Raw genomic sequence first — 17,997 nt, 5'->3', positions numbered from 1 at the left:
TGGCGAGGAGGGATTTCTCTGTAGCCTATTACAATCAGGTACGGGATATTAGCCTTAATGTAACTACAGGAAATAATATTATTAATCCAAAACTCTTTAAGAAATATCGCAGGTGGAATATTTCTATATTAATGTTGTCAATATCAATAAAATCCTAAAAATATACAAATTCAACGCTTAATATTAATCTTAAAAGCAAGTTGTCGGTAACTTGTTACCTTGCCTGATATTCGCTTAGCTGCAACAATTCCTCCGGTAATAATCAAAAGATAAATATTTCCTTATCAACCAGCGGCGCTATTCCTGATGCGTTCCCGCTGTGAATGTGATGAAAATAAAGGGGAAGATAAAAATTTAAATTAATCAGTGCATTGGTAGCTAATGAAGCCAGGGGCGGTAGCGTGTCTGGTCGCCTGAGACGAGCCTAAATTATTCTGTCAAGAGACCGCAGATGAATTCATTTTTTTTAGGACAGATGCCAGTTAAATTCCTTTTCAATTAACGGCAAGGTAAATGCGTACAGGCGAAGTCGCTATTTAGATCGCACATGATAATTACTCTGCCAAAGTGATAAATAATCAATGATGAAATCCAAACTTAAATTGATGCCTGTATTGGTATCGGTAATCTTGATAAACGGTTGTACCGTGCTTCCGGGCAGCAATATGTCTACGATGGGCAAAGATGTGATTAAACAGCAGGACGCTGATTTTGATATCGATCGCATGGTGAATGTTTATCCACTCACCCCTCGACTGGTCGAACAATTACGTCCCCGACCAAATGTTGCGCAGCCTAATATGTCTCTCGACCAGGAGATTTCCGGGTATCAGTACCGGGTCGGCCCGGGCGATGTCCTGAATGTCACCGTCTGGGATCATCCTGAACTCACCACGCCGGCCGGACAGTATCGTAGCTCAAGTGATGCCGGCAACTGGGTGCAGCCTGATGGCACCATGTTTTACCCCTACATCGGCAAAGTTAGCGTGTCAGGGAAAACGTTGGCCGAAATTCGTAGTGATATTACCGGGCGCTTAGCGAAGTACATTGCTGACCCGCAGGTGGACGTTAATATCGCCGCTTTCCGTTCGCAGAAGGCCTATGTCTCCGGGCAGGTGAACAAATCCGGCCAGCAGGCCATCACCAACGTGCCGCTTACCATTCTCGATGCCATTAACGCCGCAGGCGGTCTCACCGAGGCGGCAGACTGGCGCAACGTTGTACTGACTCATAAAGGGCAGGAGCAACGTATTTCACTGCAAGCGCTAATGCAAAATGGCGACCTGAGCCAGAACCGTCTGCTCTATCCTGGCGACATCCTGTTTGTTCCGCGTAATGACGATTTGAAAGTCTTCGTGATGGGGGAAGTGAAAAAACAGAGCACCCTCAAAATGGACTTCAGCGGCATGACGCTAACCGAAGCACTCGGCAACGCAGAAGGTATCGACCTGACCACCTCCAACGCCAGCGGCATTTTCGTTATTCGTCCATTGAAAGGCGAGGGCGGGAACAACGGCAAGATTGCCAATATCTATCAGCTTGATATGTCCGATGCGACATCGCTGGTGATGGCGACGTCATTCCGACTCCAGCCATACGATGTGGTGTACGTCACTACCGCGCCGGTTGCTCGCTGGAACCGTTTGATCAATCAGTTGCTGCCGACTATTAGCGGTGTTCGCTATATGACGGACACGGCCAGCGACCTTCACAACTGGTAATCGTCATGTTTAACAAAATCTTAGTTGTCTGTGTGGGGAACATTTGCCGCTCTCCGACGGCAGAGCGCTTGTTAAGGCAATTTCACCCGGCGCTGACGGTCTCTTCTGCCGGTCTCGGGGCGTTGGTAGGCAAAGGCGCGGACCCGTGCGCCATCAGCGTGGCGCAGGCGCACAACCTGTCACTGGAGAATCATTGTGCCCGGCAGATCTCGGGACGAATGTGCCGGGAGTATGACCTGATCCTGACCATGGAAAAACGCCATATCTCTGCCCTGTGTGAAATGGTGCCGGAGATGCGCGGCAAAGTGATGTTGTTTGGTCACTGGGACAGCGAGCGCGAAATTCCCGATCCGTATCGTAAAAGCCGTGATGCGTTTGACGCGGTGTACGCATTACTTGAACGGTCTGCCCGCCAATGGGCTCAGGCATTGAACGCAGAGCAGGGAAAACAATGACAGAAAAAGTAAAACAGTCTGCTGCGCCGGTAACGGGCAATGATGAAATCGATATTGGTCGTCTGGTGGCAACGGTGGTGGAAGCCCGCTGGTGGGTGCTTGGTATTACTGCGGCATTTGCATTATGCGCAGCGGTCTACACGCTATTTGCCACTCCGATCTACAGTGCGGACGCGCTGGTGCAAATTGAGCAAAATACCGGAAATTCACTGGTGCAGGATATTGGCTCGGCGTTGTCGAACAAACCTCCGGCCTCTGAAGCGGAAATTCAGCTCATCCAGTCACGGCTGGTATTGGGGAAAACGGTAGACGATCTCAACCTGGATATCGCGGTTACCAAAGATACGTTCCCCATTTTTGGCGCGGGTTGGGATCGGTTGATGGGTCGCCAGAACGAAACGGTTAACGTGACGACTTTCACGCTGCCAAAGGCAATGAATGAACAGACCTTCACGCTAAGCGTGCTGAATGACAAAAGCTATCAGCTGGTGAGTGACGGGGGTTTTAGCGCCCAGGGGCAGGTTGGGCAGGTGCTGAAACATGACGGCGTGACGATGCTGGTCGAGGCGATCCATGCCAGCCCTGAGAGCCAATTTACCGTCAGCAAATTCTCCACGCTGGGCATGATCAACACCTTGCAAAATAATCTGATGGTGACGGAAACCGGCAAAGACACTGGCGTACTGAGCCTGACCTTTACCGGCGAAGACCGCGAGCAAATCCGCCAGATCCTTGACAGTATTACCCGCAACTACCTGCAACAAAACGTGGAGCGTAAATCTGAAGAGGCCGCCAAGAGTCTGGCGTTTCTGGCAAAGCAGCTGCCCGAGGTACGTAACCGGCTGGACGTTGCCGAAAACAAGCTGAATGCCTTTCGTCAGGACAAAGACTCCGTGGATTTGCCGCTGGAAGCCAAAGCGGTGCTGGATTCCATGGTGAATATTGATGCGCAGCTTAATGAGCTGACCTTCAAAGAAGCGGAGATTTCCAAGCTGTTCACCAAAGCGCACCCTGCGTACCGCACCTTGCTGGAAAAACGCCAGGCGCTGGAAGATGAGAAAAGCAAGCTGAACGGGCGCGTAACGGCGATGCCGAAAACGCAGCAGGAAATTGTCCGTCTGACGCGTGACGTGGAGTCCGGCCAGCAGGTCTATATGCAGCTGCTGAACAAGCAGCAGGAGCTGAAGATTACCGAGGCCAGTACGGTCGGAGATGTGCGCATCGTCGATCCCGCGATTGCCCAGCCAGGCGTGCTGAAGCCGAAAAAGGCATTGATCATTCTCGGCAGCATCATTCTTGGTTTGATGCTTTCAGTGGTGGGCGTACTGCTGCGTTCCCTGTTTAATCGCGGCATTGAAAGCCCACAGGCGCTGGAAGAGCATGGCATCAGCGTGTATGCCAGCATTCCACTATCAGAATGGCAAAAAGCACGCGATAACGTGCAGACCATTAAAGGCGTGAAACGCTACAAGCAAAGCCAGTTGCTGGCAGTGGGGAATCCGACGGATCTTGCGATAGAAGCGGTCCGCAGCCTGCGTACCAGCCTGCACTTTGCCATGATGCAGGCGCGCAACAACGTCTTGATGCTGACCGGCGTCAGCCCGTCGATTGGTAAAACGTTTGTCTGCGCCAACCTGGCGGCGGTCGTTAGTCAGACCAACAAACGCGTGCTGTTGATCGACTGCGACATGCGCAAAGGCTATACCCACGAGCTGCTGGGGACCAATAACGTTAACGGTCTGTCTGAGATCCTCATCGGCAAGGGGGATATCTCATCCAGCGCGAAACCGACATCGATTCCACATTTTGATCTGATCCCTCGCGGACAAATTCCCCCCAACCCCTCCGAGTTGCTGATGAGTGAACGCTTTGGCGAACTGATTGCATGGGCCAGCTCGCACTATGACCTGGTGCTGATCGATACCCCGCCAATACTGGCGGTGACCGACGCGGCTATCGTGGGTCGTCACGTTGGAACCACGCTGATGGTGGCGCGTTACGCGGTCAACACGCTGAAAGAGGTGGAAACCAGCCTGAGTCGCTTCGAGCAAAACGGCATTCAGGTGAAAGGGGTGATCCTGAACTCGATCTTCCGCCGTGCCAGCGGGTATCAGGATTACGGTTATTACGAATACGAGTACACCTCGGATTCGAAATAGATTACGAACATTGCCGGATAGCGGCCCACAAAAACATATTTATACCCTAAATAATTCGAGTTGCAGGAAAGCCAACGCAGATGCAACTTGAAGTATGACGGGGATATCTGGGAAACGAAAATGACGATAGACAACCCGCTAATTTCAATTTATATGCCCACCTGGAACCGTCAGCAACTGGCCATCCGGGCGATTAAATCGGTACTGCGCCAGGACTATCCTCACTGGGAGATGATCATTGTGGATGATTGCTCTTCCTCGTATGAGCAACTGCAGCAATTTGTTGAAGAGCTCAACGATCCGCGTGTGTCGTATACGCGTAATCCCACTAACTCCGGAGCCTGTGCGGTGCGTAATCAGGCCATCATGCAGGCCAGTGGGCAATATATTACGGGTATTGATGATGATGATGAATGGACGCCGAACCGCCTGAGCGTATTTCTCAATTATCGCCATCATCTGGTGACGCGGGCGTTTCTGTATGCCAATGACTATGTCTGTGAAGGCGAAGTATATTCGCAGCCGACCAGTTTGCCGCTCTATCCGAAGGCCGTTTATTCACGCCGTAAATTTTATAAGCGCAATATTATTGGTAATCAGGTGTTTACCTGGGCCTGGCGGTTTAAAGCATGCCTGTTCGATACCACGCTGAAAGCGGCGCAAGATTATGACATTTTCCTGCGTATGGTGGTGGCGTATGGCAAACCGTGGAAGGTAAAAGAGGCAACGCAGATCCTGCATGTGAATCACGGTGAAATGCGTATTACCTCATCCCCGCATAAATTCTCCGGCTACTTTCAGTTCTACCGTAAGCACAAAGGCAAATTTGACCGGGCCAGCAAGAAATATCAGCTGTTTACCCTCTACCAAATCCGCAATAAACGGATGAACTGGCGCACGTTGCTGACGCTGCTTTCTGTTCGCAATAGTAAGCGCCTGGCCGACGGACTGCGAGGACGCTAAGTATGCTGGAAGATTTACGCGCGAACGGCTGGAGTCTGCGACCCTGCTGCATGGTGGTGGCCTATCGGATTGCCCATTTTTGCTCCGTCTGGCGTAAAAAAAATGTCTTGAACAACCTGTGGGCGGCGCCGGTGCTGGTGATGTATCGCCTTATCACTGAATGCGTGTTTGGCTATGAAATCCAGGCCGCTGCATCTATTGGTCGTCGTTTCACCATCCATCATGGCTATGGGGTGGTGATCAATAAACACGTGGTGGCGGGGGATGATTTCACCCTGCGCCACGGCGTCACCATCGGCAATCTTGGCGGCAACGATCTGTCCTGTCCGGTCATCGGTAACGGCGTTGAGCTGGGGGCCAATGTCACTCTGCTTGGCGGCGTTGCCATTGGCGATAACGTGACGATTGGCGCCGGGAGCGTCGTAGTGGATAGCATCCCGGACAATACGCTGGTCGTGGGCGAGAAGGCACGGGTGAAGGTAATAAAATGAAGATATTACAGTTTAATGTGCGGCTCGCAGAAGGCGGGGCGGCAGGCGTGGCGTTAGATTTGCATCTGAGGGCGCTGGAAAAAGGGCTGTCATCGCGTTTTGTCTACGGCTATGGCAAAGGCGGTAAGAAAAGCGTCAGCCATGCGAATTACCCGCAGGTTATCAAACATACGCCGCGTCTGACGTCGGCGGCGAACATTGCGCTGTTTCGTTTCGCGAACCGCGACATGTTTGGCAATCTCGACAAGTTGTACCGTACGGTAACCCGCACTTCCGGCCCGCTGGTACTGCATTTTCATGTGTTGCACAGCTACTGGTTGAATCTGGAAGAGGTGGTCACCTTTTGCCAAAAAGTGAAGGCGCATAAACCGGATATCACCTTCGTCTGGACGCTGCACGATCACTGGAGCGTGACCGGGCGCTGTGCCTTTACCGATGGCTGCGAAAGCTGGAAAACGGGCTGTCAGAAATGTCCAACGCTCAGTAACTATCCGCCGGTAAAAATCGATAAAGCCCATCAACAGTTGCCTGGTAAACGGCAGATGTTTCGAGCCATGCTGGCACTGGGCTGCCAGTTCATCTCGCCCAGTCAGCATGTGGCCGACGCATTCAACAGTCTGTATGGCGTCGGTCGTTGCCGCATTATTAACAACGGCATCGATGTGGCAACGGAAGCCATACTTGCCGAACTTCCCGCTAAGCATGAGGAAAGCGGCAGACCGAAAATCGCCGTGGTGGCCCATGACCTGCGCTATGACGGTAAAACCAGTCAGCAACTGGTGCGAGCGATGATTGCGCTCGGAGACAAAATTGAGCTGCATACCTTCGGCAAATTTTCCCCGTTTGTGGGGGATAACGTCATCAATCACGGGTTTGAGAGCGATAAGCGCACGTTGATGAGCGCGCTTAACGAGATGGATGGGCTGGTGTTCAGCTCGCGCGTTGATAACTACCCGCTGATTCTGTGCGAAGCGCTTTCCATCGGCGTACCGGTGATTGCTACGCACAGCGATGCCGCGCAGGAAGTGCTGGCGAAATCGGGCGGCAAAACGTTCAGCGAAGCGGATGTTTTGCACCTGGTGCAACTGAAAAGATCAGACATTGCGCAGGCGGTATTTGACACGTCGCTTGCCGCGTTCAGCCAGCGCAGCCGGGTGGCATACAGTGGGCAACAGATGCTGGAGGAGTATGTCTCGTTCTATCAGAATCTGTAGCTATCTGGTGCTACCGCTGCTTTATCTGCTGGTTAACGTCAAACTCGCCCAGCTTGGCGAGAGCTTCCCGATAACTATCGTCACGTTCTTGCCCGTTCTGCTGTTGCTGTTTGTCGAGCGCATCAATATTAAAAAATTAATGATTGCGCTGGGCGTAGGAGGCGGACTGACGGCGTTTAACTATCTGTTCGGACAATCACTGGATGCCAGCAAGTACGTGACGTCCGCAATGCTGTTTGTCTATACCGTGGTGATTATCGGTATGGTGTGGAGTATTCGCTTCAAAACCATTTCGCCGCATAACTACATTAAGATCTTGCGTTTTTTCTGGCTGGTTGTGGGCCTGGTGGTGGGGTTAGCTGCGGTGGAAATGGCGCAGATAATTCTTAGTGGCGGCAGCAGTTTAATGGAAGTTATTTCGAAATATCTTATTTACAGTAATAGCTATGTTCTGAACTTTATTAAGTTTGGTGGGAAGCGTACCACTGCACTCTATTTCGAACCGGCATTCTTCGCTCTGGCGTTAATCTCAATTTGGCTCAGTATCAAACAGTTTGGTATCAAAACGCCTAAGTCCGATGCTATGATTCTGGCAGGGATAATATTATCAGGATCGTTTTCAGGGGTAATGACATTTATTTTGTTTTACCTCCTGGAGTGGGCGTTCCAGTATCTGAATAAAGATGCGATAAAAAAGAAGTTGCCGCTGGCGATAATCTCATTAAGCGTGTTTGTCGTTGGTGTGATATTTGCGTTTCCGTACATCGCGACACGGCTTGGAGATTTAGGAACTGAAGGCTCATCATCGTATTATCGTATCGTGGGACCATTAGTAATGGTCGGTTATTCGTTACTTAACGTTGATGGGGTAGTGAGATTCGGCTCACTTTATGAATATGTTGCGTCATTCGGAATTTTTAACGGTGCAGATGTTGGTAAAACGATAGACAATGGCTTGTATCTGCTGATTATTTATTTCTCATGGTTCGCGGTGATATTAGCCCTGTGGTACATGGGGAAAGTCATGAAGATGATGATCAATGCGTTTGGTGATAATCAGAATTATCGGGTGCAGCTTTATCTTTTTACGCCGCTGTCGCTGTTTTTTACAGGTTCAGTATTTAGTCCGGAATACGCATTTTTAATTGTATGTCCGTTTATTTTGCGCAAGGCGCTGAATATAGCGAGGTAGAACGCATGCTGCTCAGTATTATTACCGTCGCCTTTCGTAATCTGGAAGGGATCGTCAAAACTCACGCGTCGTTAGCTCATCTGGCTCAGGCGGGTGATATCAGTTTTGAGTGGATTGTTGTTGATGGCGGCTCCTCTGACGGTACCTCGGCCTTTCTTGAAGGGCTCAGTGGAGAGCACCGGTTACGGTTTGTCAGCGAGCCGGATAAGGGCATCTATGATGCAATGAACAAAGGTATCGCTATGGCGCGCGGGCGGTTTGCGCTGTTCCTCAACTCCGGGGATATTCTGCATGCAGATGCGGCTCATTTTATCCGCCAGCTAAAAACGCAGAGCGATAAAGCGATGGTCATTGGCGATGCGTTGCTGGATTTCGGTAATGGTAACAAAATTAAGCGGCGGGCCAAGCCGGGTTGGTATATTTATCACAGCCTTCCCGCCAGCCATCAGGCAATCTTCTTTCCTCTCTCTGGACTGAATGTCTGGCGCTATGATTTGCAATATAAGATATCGTCTGATTACGCGCTGGCAGCCAAATTATACAAGTCAGGTTACGCGTTTAAAAAGCTGAGCGGGCTGGTGTCAGAGTTTTCCATGGGTGGGGTGTCAACGACGAATAATCTGGAATTGTGCCGGGATGCAAAAAAGGTACAGCGCCAGATATTACACATGCCAGGTTTTTGGACCGGGTTGTCAGAATATTTACGTCTGCGCACAACCGGTAAAACAAAAACCTTATATGGAAAAGCGTAAGGGTACATTATGCAGGATTTAAGCGGCTTCAACGTGCCGGGAGGTTTTCGCGGCGGCGGTGCCATTAAAGTGCAATTATGGTGGGCAGTGCAAGCCACATTATTTCGCTGGTCCCCACAGGTAATGTATCGCTGGCGTGCGTTTTTATTGCGAATGTTTGGCGCAAAAATAGGAAAAAACGTAGTTATTCGACCTTCAGTAAAAATTACTTATCCATGGAAATTAACCCTGGGAGATTATTCCTGGGTGGGTGATGACGCGGTTTTATATACGCTGGGTGATATTACGATTGGTGCGCACGCGGTTATTTCGCAAAAAAGTTATTTATGCACCGGGAGTCATGATTATGCCAGTCAACATTTTGATATTAACGCCACACCAATTGTAGTTGGTGATAAATGCTGGCTGGCGACAGATGTCTTTGTCGCGCCTGGCGTGACGATTGGCGATGGCACCGTCGTCGGAGCACGCAGCAGTGTATTTAAATCGCTGCCAGCCAATGTCGTTTGTCGGGGAAATCCCGCAATAGTCACACGCGAACGCGTCGAGAAAGTTACTCCCTGAGGGGATCATTTAAGAGGTAATAACATGTCAAAAGTCGCTCTCATCACTGGCGTAACCGGGCAGGATGGTTCTTACCTGGCAGAGTTCCTGCTGGAAAAAGGGTATGAAGTGCACGGTATTAAGCGCCGCGCTTCATCATTCAACACCGAACGAGTGGACCACATCTATCAGGATCCGCATTCGGGCAATCCCAAATTCCATCTGCACTATGGCGATTTGACGGACTCCTCCAACCTGACCCGTATTTTACAGGAAGTGCAACCGGATGAGGTCTATAACCTCGGCGCCATGAGTCATGTCGCAGTGTCGTTTGATTCACCGGAATACACCGCGGATGTCGATGCTATCGGCACCTTGCGTTTGCTGGAAGCTATCCGCTTCCTCGGCCTGGAAAAGAAGACCCGTTTTTATCAGGCTTCCACCTCTGAACTGTACGGTCTGGTACAGGAAATCCCGCAGAAAGAGAGCACGCCGTTCTACCCGCGCTCGCCGTATGCCGTTGCTAAGCTGTACGCCTACTGGATAACCGTCAACTACCGCGAATCTTACGGTATGTATGCCTGTAACGGTATTCTGTTTAACCACGAATCTCCGCGCCGCGGCGAAACCTTTGTCACGCGCAAAATTACGCGTGCGATCGCCAACATCGCGCAGGGGCTGGAGTCTTGCCTGTACCTGGGCAATATGGATTCGCTGCGTGACTGGGGGCATGCCAAAGATTACGTCAGGATGCAGTGGATGATGCTGCAGCAGGACAAGCCGGAAGATTTCGTGATTGCCACCGGCGTGCAGTATTCCGTGCGCCAGTTTGTGGAAATGGCCGCCGCTCAGTTGGGGATTAAATTGCGCTTTGAAGGCGAGGGCGTGAATGAGAAAGGCATCGTGGTTTCCGTAACCGGACACGACGCGCCGGGTGTGAAACCTGGGGATGTCATGATTGCCGTCGATCCGCGCTATTTCCGTCCGGCAGAGGTGGAAACGCTGCTGGGCGATCCGGCCAAAGCGCATGAAAAACTGGGCTGGAAGCCGGAAATCACGTTGCGCCAGATGATCTCGGAAATGGTTGCCAACGATCTTGAAGCAGCGAAGAAGCATTCCCTGCTGAAGTCGCACGGTTACGAGGTCGCCATCGCGCTGGAGTACTGAGGATGAAGACACAACGTATTTTTGTGGCGGGCCATCGCGGGATGGTGGGGTCCGCCATCGTCAGACAATTGTCGCAGCGAGATAATGTCGAGCTGGTGTTGCGTACCCGCGACCAACTTAACCTGCTGGACGCCAGTGCGGTGCAGGCGTTCTTTGCCACTGAACGTATTGACCAGGTTTATCTGGCAGCGGCTAAAGTTGGCGGGATCGTGGCGAATAATACTTATCCTGCTGATTTTATTTATGAAAACATGATGATTGAGAGCAACATTATTCATGCTGCGCATTTGCATAACGTGAATAAACTGCTGTTCCTCGGATCATCCTGTATTTATCCAAAGCAAGCCACCCAGCCAATAGCCGAAAGCGAGCTGTTGCAGGGGCAGCTGGAACCGACCAATGAGCCGTATGCGATTGCCAAAATTGCCGGGATCAAGCTGTGCGAATCGTATAACCGCCAGTATGGCCGCGATTATCGCTCGGTGATGCCGACCAATCTGTATGGGCCGCATGACAACTTCCACCCGAGTAATTCGCATGTGATCCCGGCACTACTGCGCCGCTTTCATGACGCTCGCGAGCACAATACGCCGGATGTGGTGGTGTGGGGAAGCGGGACGCCAATGCGTGAATTTCTGCATGTTGACGATATGGCAGCGGCCAGTATCCACGTGATGGAGCTGGCTCAGGAAGTCTTGCAGGAATATACCCAGCCGATGCTGTCGCATATCAATGTGGGGACCGGCGTGGACTGCACTATCCGCGAACTGGCGCAAACCATCGCGCAGGTCGTGGGTTACAAGGGGCGCGTGGTGTTCGACGCCAGCAAACCGGATGGAACGCCGCGCAAATTGCTCGATGTTACGCGTCTACATCAGTTGGGCTGGTATCACGAGATATCACTGGAAGCGGGGCTTGCCAGTACCTGGCAGTGGTTCCTTGAAAACCAGCAGCGCTACCGGGGGTAAGCATGTTTTTACGTCATGAGGATTTTGCCACCGTAGTACGTTCAACTCCGCTGATTTCCATCGATTTGATCGTGGAAAACACCCACGGTGAATTTCTGCTCGGTAAGCGTCTCAATCGTCCGGCGCAGGGTTACTGGTTCGTGCCCGGCGGTCGGGTGCAAAAAGATGAACCGCTGCACGTGGCCTTTGAGCGGCTTACTGAAGCGGAGCTGGGGTTACGTTTACCGCTGTCCGCTGCGGAGTTTTACGGTGTCTGGCAGCACTTCTATGACGACAACTTTTCTGGGGATGATTTCTCAACGCATTACATCGTGCTGGGATTTCGTCTGCGGGTGTCGAAAAACGACTTGCAACTGCCTGATGTTCAACATGATGCGTACCGTTGGATGGCGGCTACACAGATTCTGGTCAGTGACCACGTGCACGACAACAGTCGGGCTTACTTTTGTAAAACAAGTCAGGCCGGAGTACCCGGGCTATGAAGATCCTCGTGTATGGCATCAACTATTCGCCGGAGTTGACCGGTATCGGCAAATACACCGGTGAAATGGTGGAGTGGATGGCGCAGCAGGGGCATGACGTTCGGGTGATCACCGCGCCGCCTTATTATCCCCAGTGGAAGGTAAACGGCAGTTATTCATCCTGGCGCTACCGTCGTGAAGAGGGCGATGCCCTCGTCTGGCGTTGTCCGCTGTATGTGCCTGAGCAACCCTCAACGCTCAAGCGCTTGCTGCATTTGGGCAGTTTCGCCCTGAGCAGTTTTTTCCCGCTACTGGCGCAACGTCGCTGGAAGCCGGATCGCATTATCGGCGTAGTGCCGACGCTGTTTTGCACGCCGGGCATGCGCCTGCTGGCAAAGCTTTGTGGCGCACGTACGCTATTGCACGTTCAGGATTACGAAGTCGATGCCATGTTGGGGCTAGGAATGGCGGGCAAAGGCACGCGCGGTATGGTGGCAAAACTGGCCAGCGCCTTTGAGCGCAGTGGGCTGTTGAATATGGACCATATTTCGACGATTTCCCGTTCCATGATGCACAAAGCCATGGAAAAAGGCGTTGCGCCGCACAAGGTTATTTTCTTTCCGAACTGGTCGGAAGTGACGCGCTTTCGTGATGTGAGCGACGCCGATGCCCTGGCGTTGTCCCGGCAACTGGGATTGCCTGCCGATCAAAAGATCGTTCTTTACTCAGGCAATATCGGTGAAAAGCAGGGGCTGGAGAGCGTGATAGACGCAGCGGTTGAGTTGAGCGAACACCCCTGGCTGTTTGTGATTGTCGGGCAGGGCGGTGGTAAAGCGCGGCTGGAGAGCATGGCCAGCGAACGCGGCCTGAACAACGTGATGTTCTTTCCGCTGCAATCATATGACGCGCTGCCAGCGTTGCTCAAGATTGCGGATTGTCATCTGGTCGTGCAAAAGCGTGGTGCGGCTGATGCCGTACTGCCCTCCAAATTGACCAATATCCTCGCTGTTGGTGGTAACGCAGTTATTACTGCCGAACCTGAAACCGAGCTGGGTCAGCTTTGTGACGCTCACCCTGGCATTGCGGTGTGCGTGGAGCCGGAGTCGGTAAACGCGCTGGTTTGCGGTATTAAACGGGCATTGATGATGCCAAAAGTAAACACGGTGGCACGTGATTATGCCGAACGCACGCTGGATAAAGAAAACGTGCTGAGTCAATTTCTTGCAGATATACGGGGTACATGATGAGTCAAAGCAAACTCTTTCCGGTGGTGATGGCCGGTGGCTCGGGTAGCCGTTTATGGCCACTGTCCCGCGTGCTGTACCCAAAGCAGTTCCTGTGCCTGAAAGGCGATCTCACCATGCTGCAGACGACGATTTGCCGTCTGAACGGCGTGGAGTGCGAAAGCCCGGTGGTTATCTGTAATGAACAACACCGTTTTATCGTAGCGGAACAGTTACGACAGCTGCACAAACTGACTGAGAACATCATTCTCGAACCTGCCGGGCGTAACACGGCACCGGCGATAGCGCTGGCCGCGCTGGCGGCAAAACGTCAAAGTCCGGGTGAGGATCCGCTGCTGCTGGTCTTGGCGGCCGATCACATGATTGCCAACGAAGAGGCATTCCGCGAGGCGGTTCGCAATGCGATGCCATATGCCGGAGCGGGTAAGCTGGTGACGTTCGGTATCGTGCCGGACCAGCCGGAAACCGGCTATGGCTATATCCGCCGGGGGGAGGTCTCGCCGACGAATACCGACGCCGTGGCTTTTGAGGTGGCACAGTTTGTTGAAAAGCCCAATCTGGAAACCGCGCAGGCTTACGTGACGAGCGGCGACTACTACTGGAACAGCGGCATGTTCTTGTTCCGGGCCGGACGTTACCTGGAAGAACTGAAAAAGTATCGTCCCGACATTCTTGAAGCCTGTGAGAACGCCATGAGCACGGTCGACCCCGATCTCGATTTTATCCGCGTTGATGAACAGGCGTTTCTCGCCTGCCCGGAAGAGTCTGTGGACTATGCGGTAATGGAACGTACCGCCGATGCGGTGGTGATGCCAATGAACGCAGGCTGGAGCGATGTTGGCTCCTGGTCATCGCTGTGGGAAATTAGTGCCCATACCGCTGAAGGCAATGTGCATCACGGCGACGTCATTAGCCACAAAACGGAAAACAGTTACGTGTATGCCGAATCCGGCCTGGTGACGACCGTCGGGGTGAAAGATCTGGTGGTGGTGCAGACCAAAGACGCGGTGCTGATAGCCGATCGCAACGCGGTGCAGGACGTCAAAAAAGTGGTAGAGCAAATTAAGGCTGACGGGCGTCATGAGCATCATATTCACCGCGAAGTTTATCGTCCGTGGGGCAAGTACGACTCAATTGATGCCGGAGAGCGCTACCAGGTGAAGCGAATTACCGTCAAGCCTGGTGAGGGATTGTCTGTGCAGATGCATCATCACCGGGCTGAACACTGGGTTGTGGTTGCCGGTACCGCGAAGGTGACAATCAATGATGATATCAAGCTGCTTGCGGAAAACGAGTCTGTCTATATTCCGCTGGGGGCGACCCATTGTCTGGAGAACCCTGGGAAAATCCCACTCGATCTGATTGAAGTACGCTCCGGATCTTACCTCGATGAGGATGATGTGGTGCGGTTTGCGGATCGCTACGGGCGCGCGTAACACAACATCATCGTTGCCGGATGGCGGCGTGAACACCTTATCCGGCCTAAAAACTAACGGCTAGTCATTTTGTGAAAAATATCTCCAGTCAGGAGAGGGCTAACTGTTGCCTGAAGAAGGGGAAATCATGACGAAATTAACCTGTTTCAAAGCCTACGATATTCGCGGCAGGCTGGGCGAAGAGCTGAATGAAGAGATTGCGTGGCGAATTGGCCGCGCTTACGGCGAGTTCCTGAAGCCAAAATCTATTGTTCTGGGCGGCGATGTGCGTCTAACCAGCGAGACGCTAAAGCTGGCGCTGGCGAAAGGGCTGCAGGATGCGGGGGTAAATGTGCTGGATATTGGCATGTCGGGCACCGAAGAGATTTACTTCGCCACCTTCCACCTTGGCATTGACGGCGGTATTGAAGTGACCGCCAGCCATAATCCGATGAATTACAACGGCATGAAGCTGGTGCGGGAAGGGGCGCGGCCCATCAGCGGTGATACCGGTCTGCGCGACGTGCAGCGCCTGGCGGAAGCCAACGACTTCCCGGCGGTTGATGTGACAAAACGTGGCCACTACCAGCGTATTACTACCCGCGATGCCTACATCGACCACCTGCTGGGTTACATCAATCCCGGCAGCCTGAGACCGATGAAGCTGGTGCTCAACTCCGGCAACGGTGCGGCAGGTCCGGTGGTTGACGCCATTGAAGCCCGTTTTCAGGCGCTGGGTGTGCCGGTCGAGTTCATCAAAATTCACAATACGCCGGATGGCAATTTTCCCAACGGTATCCCCAACCCTCTGCTGCCGGAATGCCGGGCCGACACGCGCAATGCGGTGATTGAACACGGTGCGGATATGGGGATTGCCTTCGACGGTGATTTTGACCGCTGCTTCCTGTTCGATGAAAAAGGTCAGTTCATTGAGGGCTATTACATTGTCGGCCTGCTGGCAGAAGCGTTTCTGGAGAAGAATCCGGGGGCGAAAATTATCCACGACCCGCGCCTGTCCTGGAACACAGTGGATGTGGTGACGGCGGCAGGCGGTAAACCGGTGATGTCAAAAACCGGGCACGCGTTTATCAAAGAGCGCATGCGCCATGAAGATGCCATTTATGGCGGTGAAATGAGCGCGCATCACTATTTCCGTGATTTTGCTTACTGCGACAGCGGAATGATCCCGTGGCTGCTGGTGGCGGAACTGCTGAGTCTGAAAGGACAGTCGCTGGGTGAACTGGTCCGTGACCGGATGGTGGCCTATCCGGCGAGTGGGGAAATCAACAGCACGCTGGCAGAGCCGGCGGCAGCGATTGCGCGTGTGGAGCAGCACTTTTCCCGTGAGGCGCTGACGGTGGACAGAACGGACGGTATCAGCATGGCGTTTGTCGACTGGCGCTTCAATTTACGCTCTTCCAATACCGAACCGGTGGTGCGCCTGAACGTGGAATCGCGCGGAAATATTCCGTTGATGGAAGAAAAAACAAAGTTGATCCTTGAGTTACTCAGGAAATAGAGAAGTGTGTCTTAGGTGAAATTTCTGAGTCACCTCATGACGACAGGATTTGGCAAACAGTGTGACATAGATTAGCAAAGGCTATTCATTCGTCCTAATACTGAGTTAACATCTATACCACATTTTAAGCCGCGCAGCCTTGCGCGGTGACCACACCTGACAGGAGTATGTAATGTCCAAGCAACAGATCGGCGTAGTCGGTATGGCAGTGATGGGGCGCAACCTGGCGCTCAACATCGAAAGCCGTGGTTATACCGTCTCCATCTTCAACCGCTCCCGTGAAAAAACCGAAGAAGTTATCGCTGAGAACCCAGGCAAAAAGCTGGTTCCTCACTACACGGTCAAGGAGTTCGTCGAGTCTCTTGAAACCCCACGTCGTATCCTGTTAATGGTGAAAGCAGGTGCAGGCACTGATGCTGCTATTGACTCCCTGAAGCCGTATCTGGATAAAGGCGACATCATCATTGATGGTGGCAACACTTTCTTCCAGGATACCATTCGTCGTAACCGTGAACTGTCTACGGAAGGTTTCAACTTTATCGGTACCGGTGTTTCCGGTGGTGAAGAGGGCGCCCTGAAAGGCCCATCTATCATGCCTGGCGGCCAGAAAGAAGCGTATGAGTTGGTTGCTCCGATCCTTACTAAGATTGCTGCAGTAGCTGAAGATGGTGAACCGTGCGTAACCTATATTGGTGCTGACGGTGCGGGTCATTACGTGAAAATGGTGCACAACGGTATTGAATACGGCGACATGCAGTTGATTGCTGAAGCCTATTCTCTGCTGAAAGGCGGCCTGAACCTGTCTAACGAAGAGCTGGCCACTACTTTCACCGAGTGGAACGAAGGCGAGCTGAGCAGCTACCTGATTGACATCACTAAAGATATCTTCACCAAAAAAGATGAAGAGGGTAAATACCTGGTTGATGTGATCCTGGATGAAGCAGCGAACAAAGGTACCGGAAAATGGACCAGCCAGAGTTCACTGGATCTGGGGGAACCACTGTCGCTGATCACCGAATCCGTATTCGCTCGCTATATCTCTTCTCTGAAAGATCAGCGCGTTGCGGCATCCAAAGTGCTTTCTGGACCGCAGGCTAAACTGGCTGGGGATAAAGCAGAATTCGTTGAGAAAGTCCGTCGCGCACTGTACCTGGGCAAAATAGTCTCCTACGCGCAGGGCTTCTCTCAACTGCGTGCCGCGTCTGATGAATACAACTGGGATCTGAACTACGGCGAAATCGCCAAGATCTTCCGCGCGGGCTGCATTATTCGTGCACAGTTCCTGCAGAAAATCACCGACGCCTATGCTGAAAACAAGGGTATCGCGAACCTGCTGTTGGCCCCGTACTTCAAAAATATCGCTGATGAATATCAGCAAGCGTTGCGTGATGTAGTGGCTTACGCTGTGCAGAACGGTATTCCTGTACCGACCTTCTCCGCTGCAGTGGCGTACTACGACAGCTACCGTTCCGCGGTGCTGCCGGCTAACCTGATTCAGGCCCAGCGTGACTACTTCGGTGCGCACACGTATAAACGCACCGATAAAGAAGGTGTGTTCCACACTGAATGGCTGGATTAATCTGATTTAACCCAACTGTAAATACAGGCCCGGAGCGCTCCTCCGGGCTTTTTTATTGCCAAAAAATGGGATTCAGTCAGGTCTGATAGCCGGTGTTGTAGCAAATCACGATATAATGACGTTATGCGGAGCCGATACGCCATAATGCTGGCGG

16 protein-coding genes are annotated in these 17,997 nt (G+C 52.3%); all 16 read left to right on the top strand.

All coding sequences use genetic code 11. The features are described 5' to 3' along the window. Positions 1 to 581 precede the first annotated feature (581 nt). The 16 genes from BZK42_RS05715 to gndA all read left to right on the top strand — a co-directional run bounded on the left by BZK42_RS05715 (position 582) and on the right by gndA (position 17,843). The gene (locus BZK42_RS05715) at positions 582 to 1,721 is read left to right on the top strand and encodes a polysaccharide export protein (protein WP_047499630.1); all 1,140 of its coding nucleotides are present in this window, start codon (positions 582 to 584) and stop codon (positions 1,719 to 1,721) included. A gap of 5 nt (positions 1,722 to 1,726) precedes the next feature. Beyond that, complete coding sequence (gene wzb, locus BZK42_RS05710) at positions 1,727 to 2,176, top strand: low molecular weight protein-tyrosine-phosphatase Wzb (protein ID WP_016156925.1); 450 nt, start codon at positions 1,727 to 1,729, stop codon at positions 2,174 to 2,176. Next, positions 2,173 to 4,335, top strand: a complete 2,163-nt coding sequence (wzc, locus tag BZK42_RS05705; RefSeq protein ID WP_080858882.1) for a tyrosine-protein kinase Wzc — start codon at positions 2,173 to 2,175, stop codon at positions 4,333 to 4,335. The genes wzb and wzc overlap by 4 nt, the downstream gene beginning before the upstream one ends. A 120-nt stretch (positions 4,336 to 4,455) precedes the next feature. Further along, positions 4,456 to 5,298, top strand: coding sequence for a colanic acid biosynthesis glycosyltransferase WcaA (gene wcaA / locus BZK42_RS05700; RefSeq protein WP_049281965.1), 843 nt, complete (start codon positions 4,456 to 4,458; stop codon positions 5,296 to 5,298). 2 nt (positions 5,299 to 5,300) lie between these two features. Further along, positions 5,301 to 5,789: a colanic acid biosynthesis acetyltransferase WcaB gene (gene wcaB, locus BZK42_RS05695; RefSeq protein WP_016156923.1), complete on the top strand. Its 489-nt coding sequence runs from the start codon at positions 5,301 to 5,303 to the stop codon at positions 5,787 to 5,789. Next, on the top strand, positions 5,786 to 7,003 hold the full coding sequence (gene wcaC / locus BZK42_RS05690; protein WP_049040309.1) for a colanic acid biosynthesis glycosyltransferase WcaC: 1,218 nt from the start codon (positions 5,786 to 5,788) through the stop codon (positions 7,001 to 7,003). The genes wcaB and wcaC overlap by 4 nt, the downstream gene beginning before the upstream one ends. Beyond that, complete coding sequence (wcaD, locus tag BZK42_RS05685; RefSeq protein WP_016153589.1) at positions 6,978 to 8,195, top strand: colanic acid polymerase WcaD; 1,218 nt, start codon at positions 6,978 to 6,980, stop codon at positions 8,193 to 8,195. The genes wcaC and wcaD overlap by 26 nt, the downstream gene beginning before the upstream one ends. 5 nt (positions 8,196 to 8,200) lie before the next feature. Then, positions 8,201 to 8,947 (top strand): colanic acid biosynthesis glycosyltransferase WcaE, encoded by a 747-nt coding sequence (gene wcaE, locus BZK42_RS05680; RefSeq protein WP_019077134.1) that lies wholly within the window; start codon positions 8,201 to 8,203, stop codon positions 8,945 to 8,947. Positions 8,948 to 8,956: 9 nt separating this feature from the next. Beyond that, positions 8,957 to 9,511, top strand: coding sequence for a colanic acid biosynthesis acetyltransferase WcaF (wcaF, locus tag BZK42_RS05675; RefSeq protein ID WP_016153587.1), 555 nt, complete (start codon positions 8,957 to 8,959; stop codon positions 9,509 to 9,511). 24 nt (positions 9,512 to 9,535) lie between these two features. Then, positions 9,536 to 10,657, top strand: coding sequence for a GDP-mannose 4,6-dehydratase (gmd, locus tag BZK42_RS05670; RefSeq protein WP_016156920.1), 1,122 nt, complete (start codon positions 9,536 to 9,538; stop codon positions 10,655 to 10,657). A gap of 2 nt (positions 10,658 to 10,659) precedes the next feature. After that, the gene (gene fcl, locus BZK42_RS05665; RefSeq protein ID WP_016156919.1) at positions 10,660 to 11,625 is read left to right on the top strand and encodes a GDP-L-fucose synthase; all 966 of its coding nucleotides are present in this window, start codon (positions 10,660 to 10,662) and stop codon (positions 11,623 to 11,625) included. A gap of 2 nt (positions 11,626 to 11,627) precedes the next feature. Beyond that, positions 11,628 to 12,107, top strand: a complete 480-nt coding sequence (locus BZK42_RS05660; RefSeq protein ID WP_080858881.1) for a GDP-mannose mannosyl hydrolase — start codon at positions 11,628 to 11,630, stop codon at positions 12,105 to 12,107. Next, positions 12,104 to 13,330 (top strand): colanic acid biosynthesis fucosyltransferase WcaI, encoded by a 1,227-nt coding sequence (gene wcaI, locus BZK42_RS05655; RefSeq protein ID WP_047359123.1) that lies wholly within the window; start codon positions 12,104 to 12,106, stop codon positions 13,328 to 13,330. The genes BZK42_RS05660 and wcaI overlap by 4 nt, the downstream gene beginning before the upstream one ends. Next, positions 13,330 to 14,766, top strand: a complete 1,437-nt coding sequence (cpsB, locus tag BZK42_RS05650; RefSeq protein ID WP_053388855.1) for a mannose-1-phosphate guanyltransferase — start codon at positions 13,330 to 13,332, stop codon at positions 14,764 to 14,766. Before wcaI ends, cpsB begins: the two co-directional genes overlap by 1 nt. A 127-nt stretch (positions 14,767 to 14,893) precedes the next feature. Next, positions 14,894 to 16,264 (top strand): colanic acid biosynthesis phosphomannomutase CpsG, encoded by a 1,371-nt coding sequence (gene cpsG / locus BZK42_RS05645; RefSeq protein WP_080858880.1) that lies wholly within the window; start codon positions 14,894 to 14,896, stop codon positions 16,262 to 16,264. Positions 16,265 to 16,436: 172 nt separating this feature from the next. Then, entirely contained in the window at positions 16,437 to 17,843 is a 1,407-nt protein-coding gene (gene gndA / locus BZK42_RS05640; RefSeq protein ID WP_080858879.1) for an NADP-dependent phosphogluconate dehydrogenase, read from the top strand. The last annotated feature ends 154 nt before the right edge of the window (positions 17,844 to 17,997 follow it).

Source organism: Citrobacter braakii (assembly GCF_002075345.1).
GTDB classification, from domain to species: Bacteria; Pseudomonadota; Gammaproteobacteria; order Enterobacterales; family Enterobacteriaceae; genus Citrobacter; species Citrobacter braakii.
This window is presented reverse-complemented; position numbering and strand designations above follow the sequence as displayed.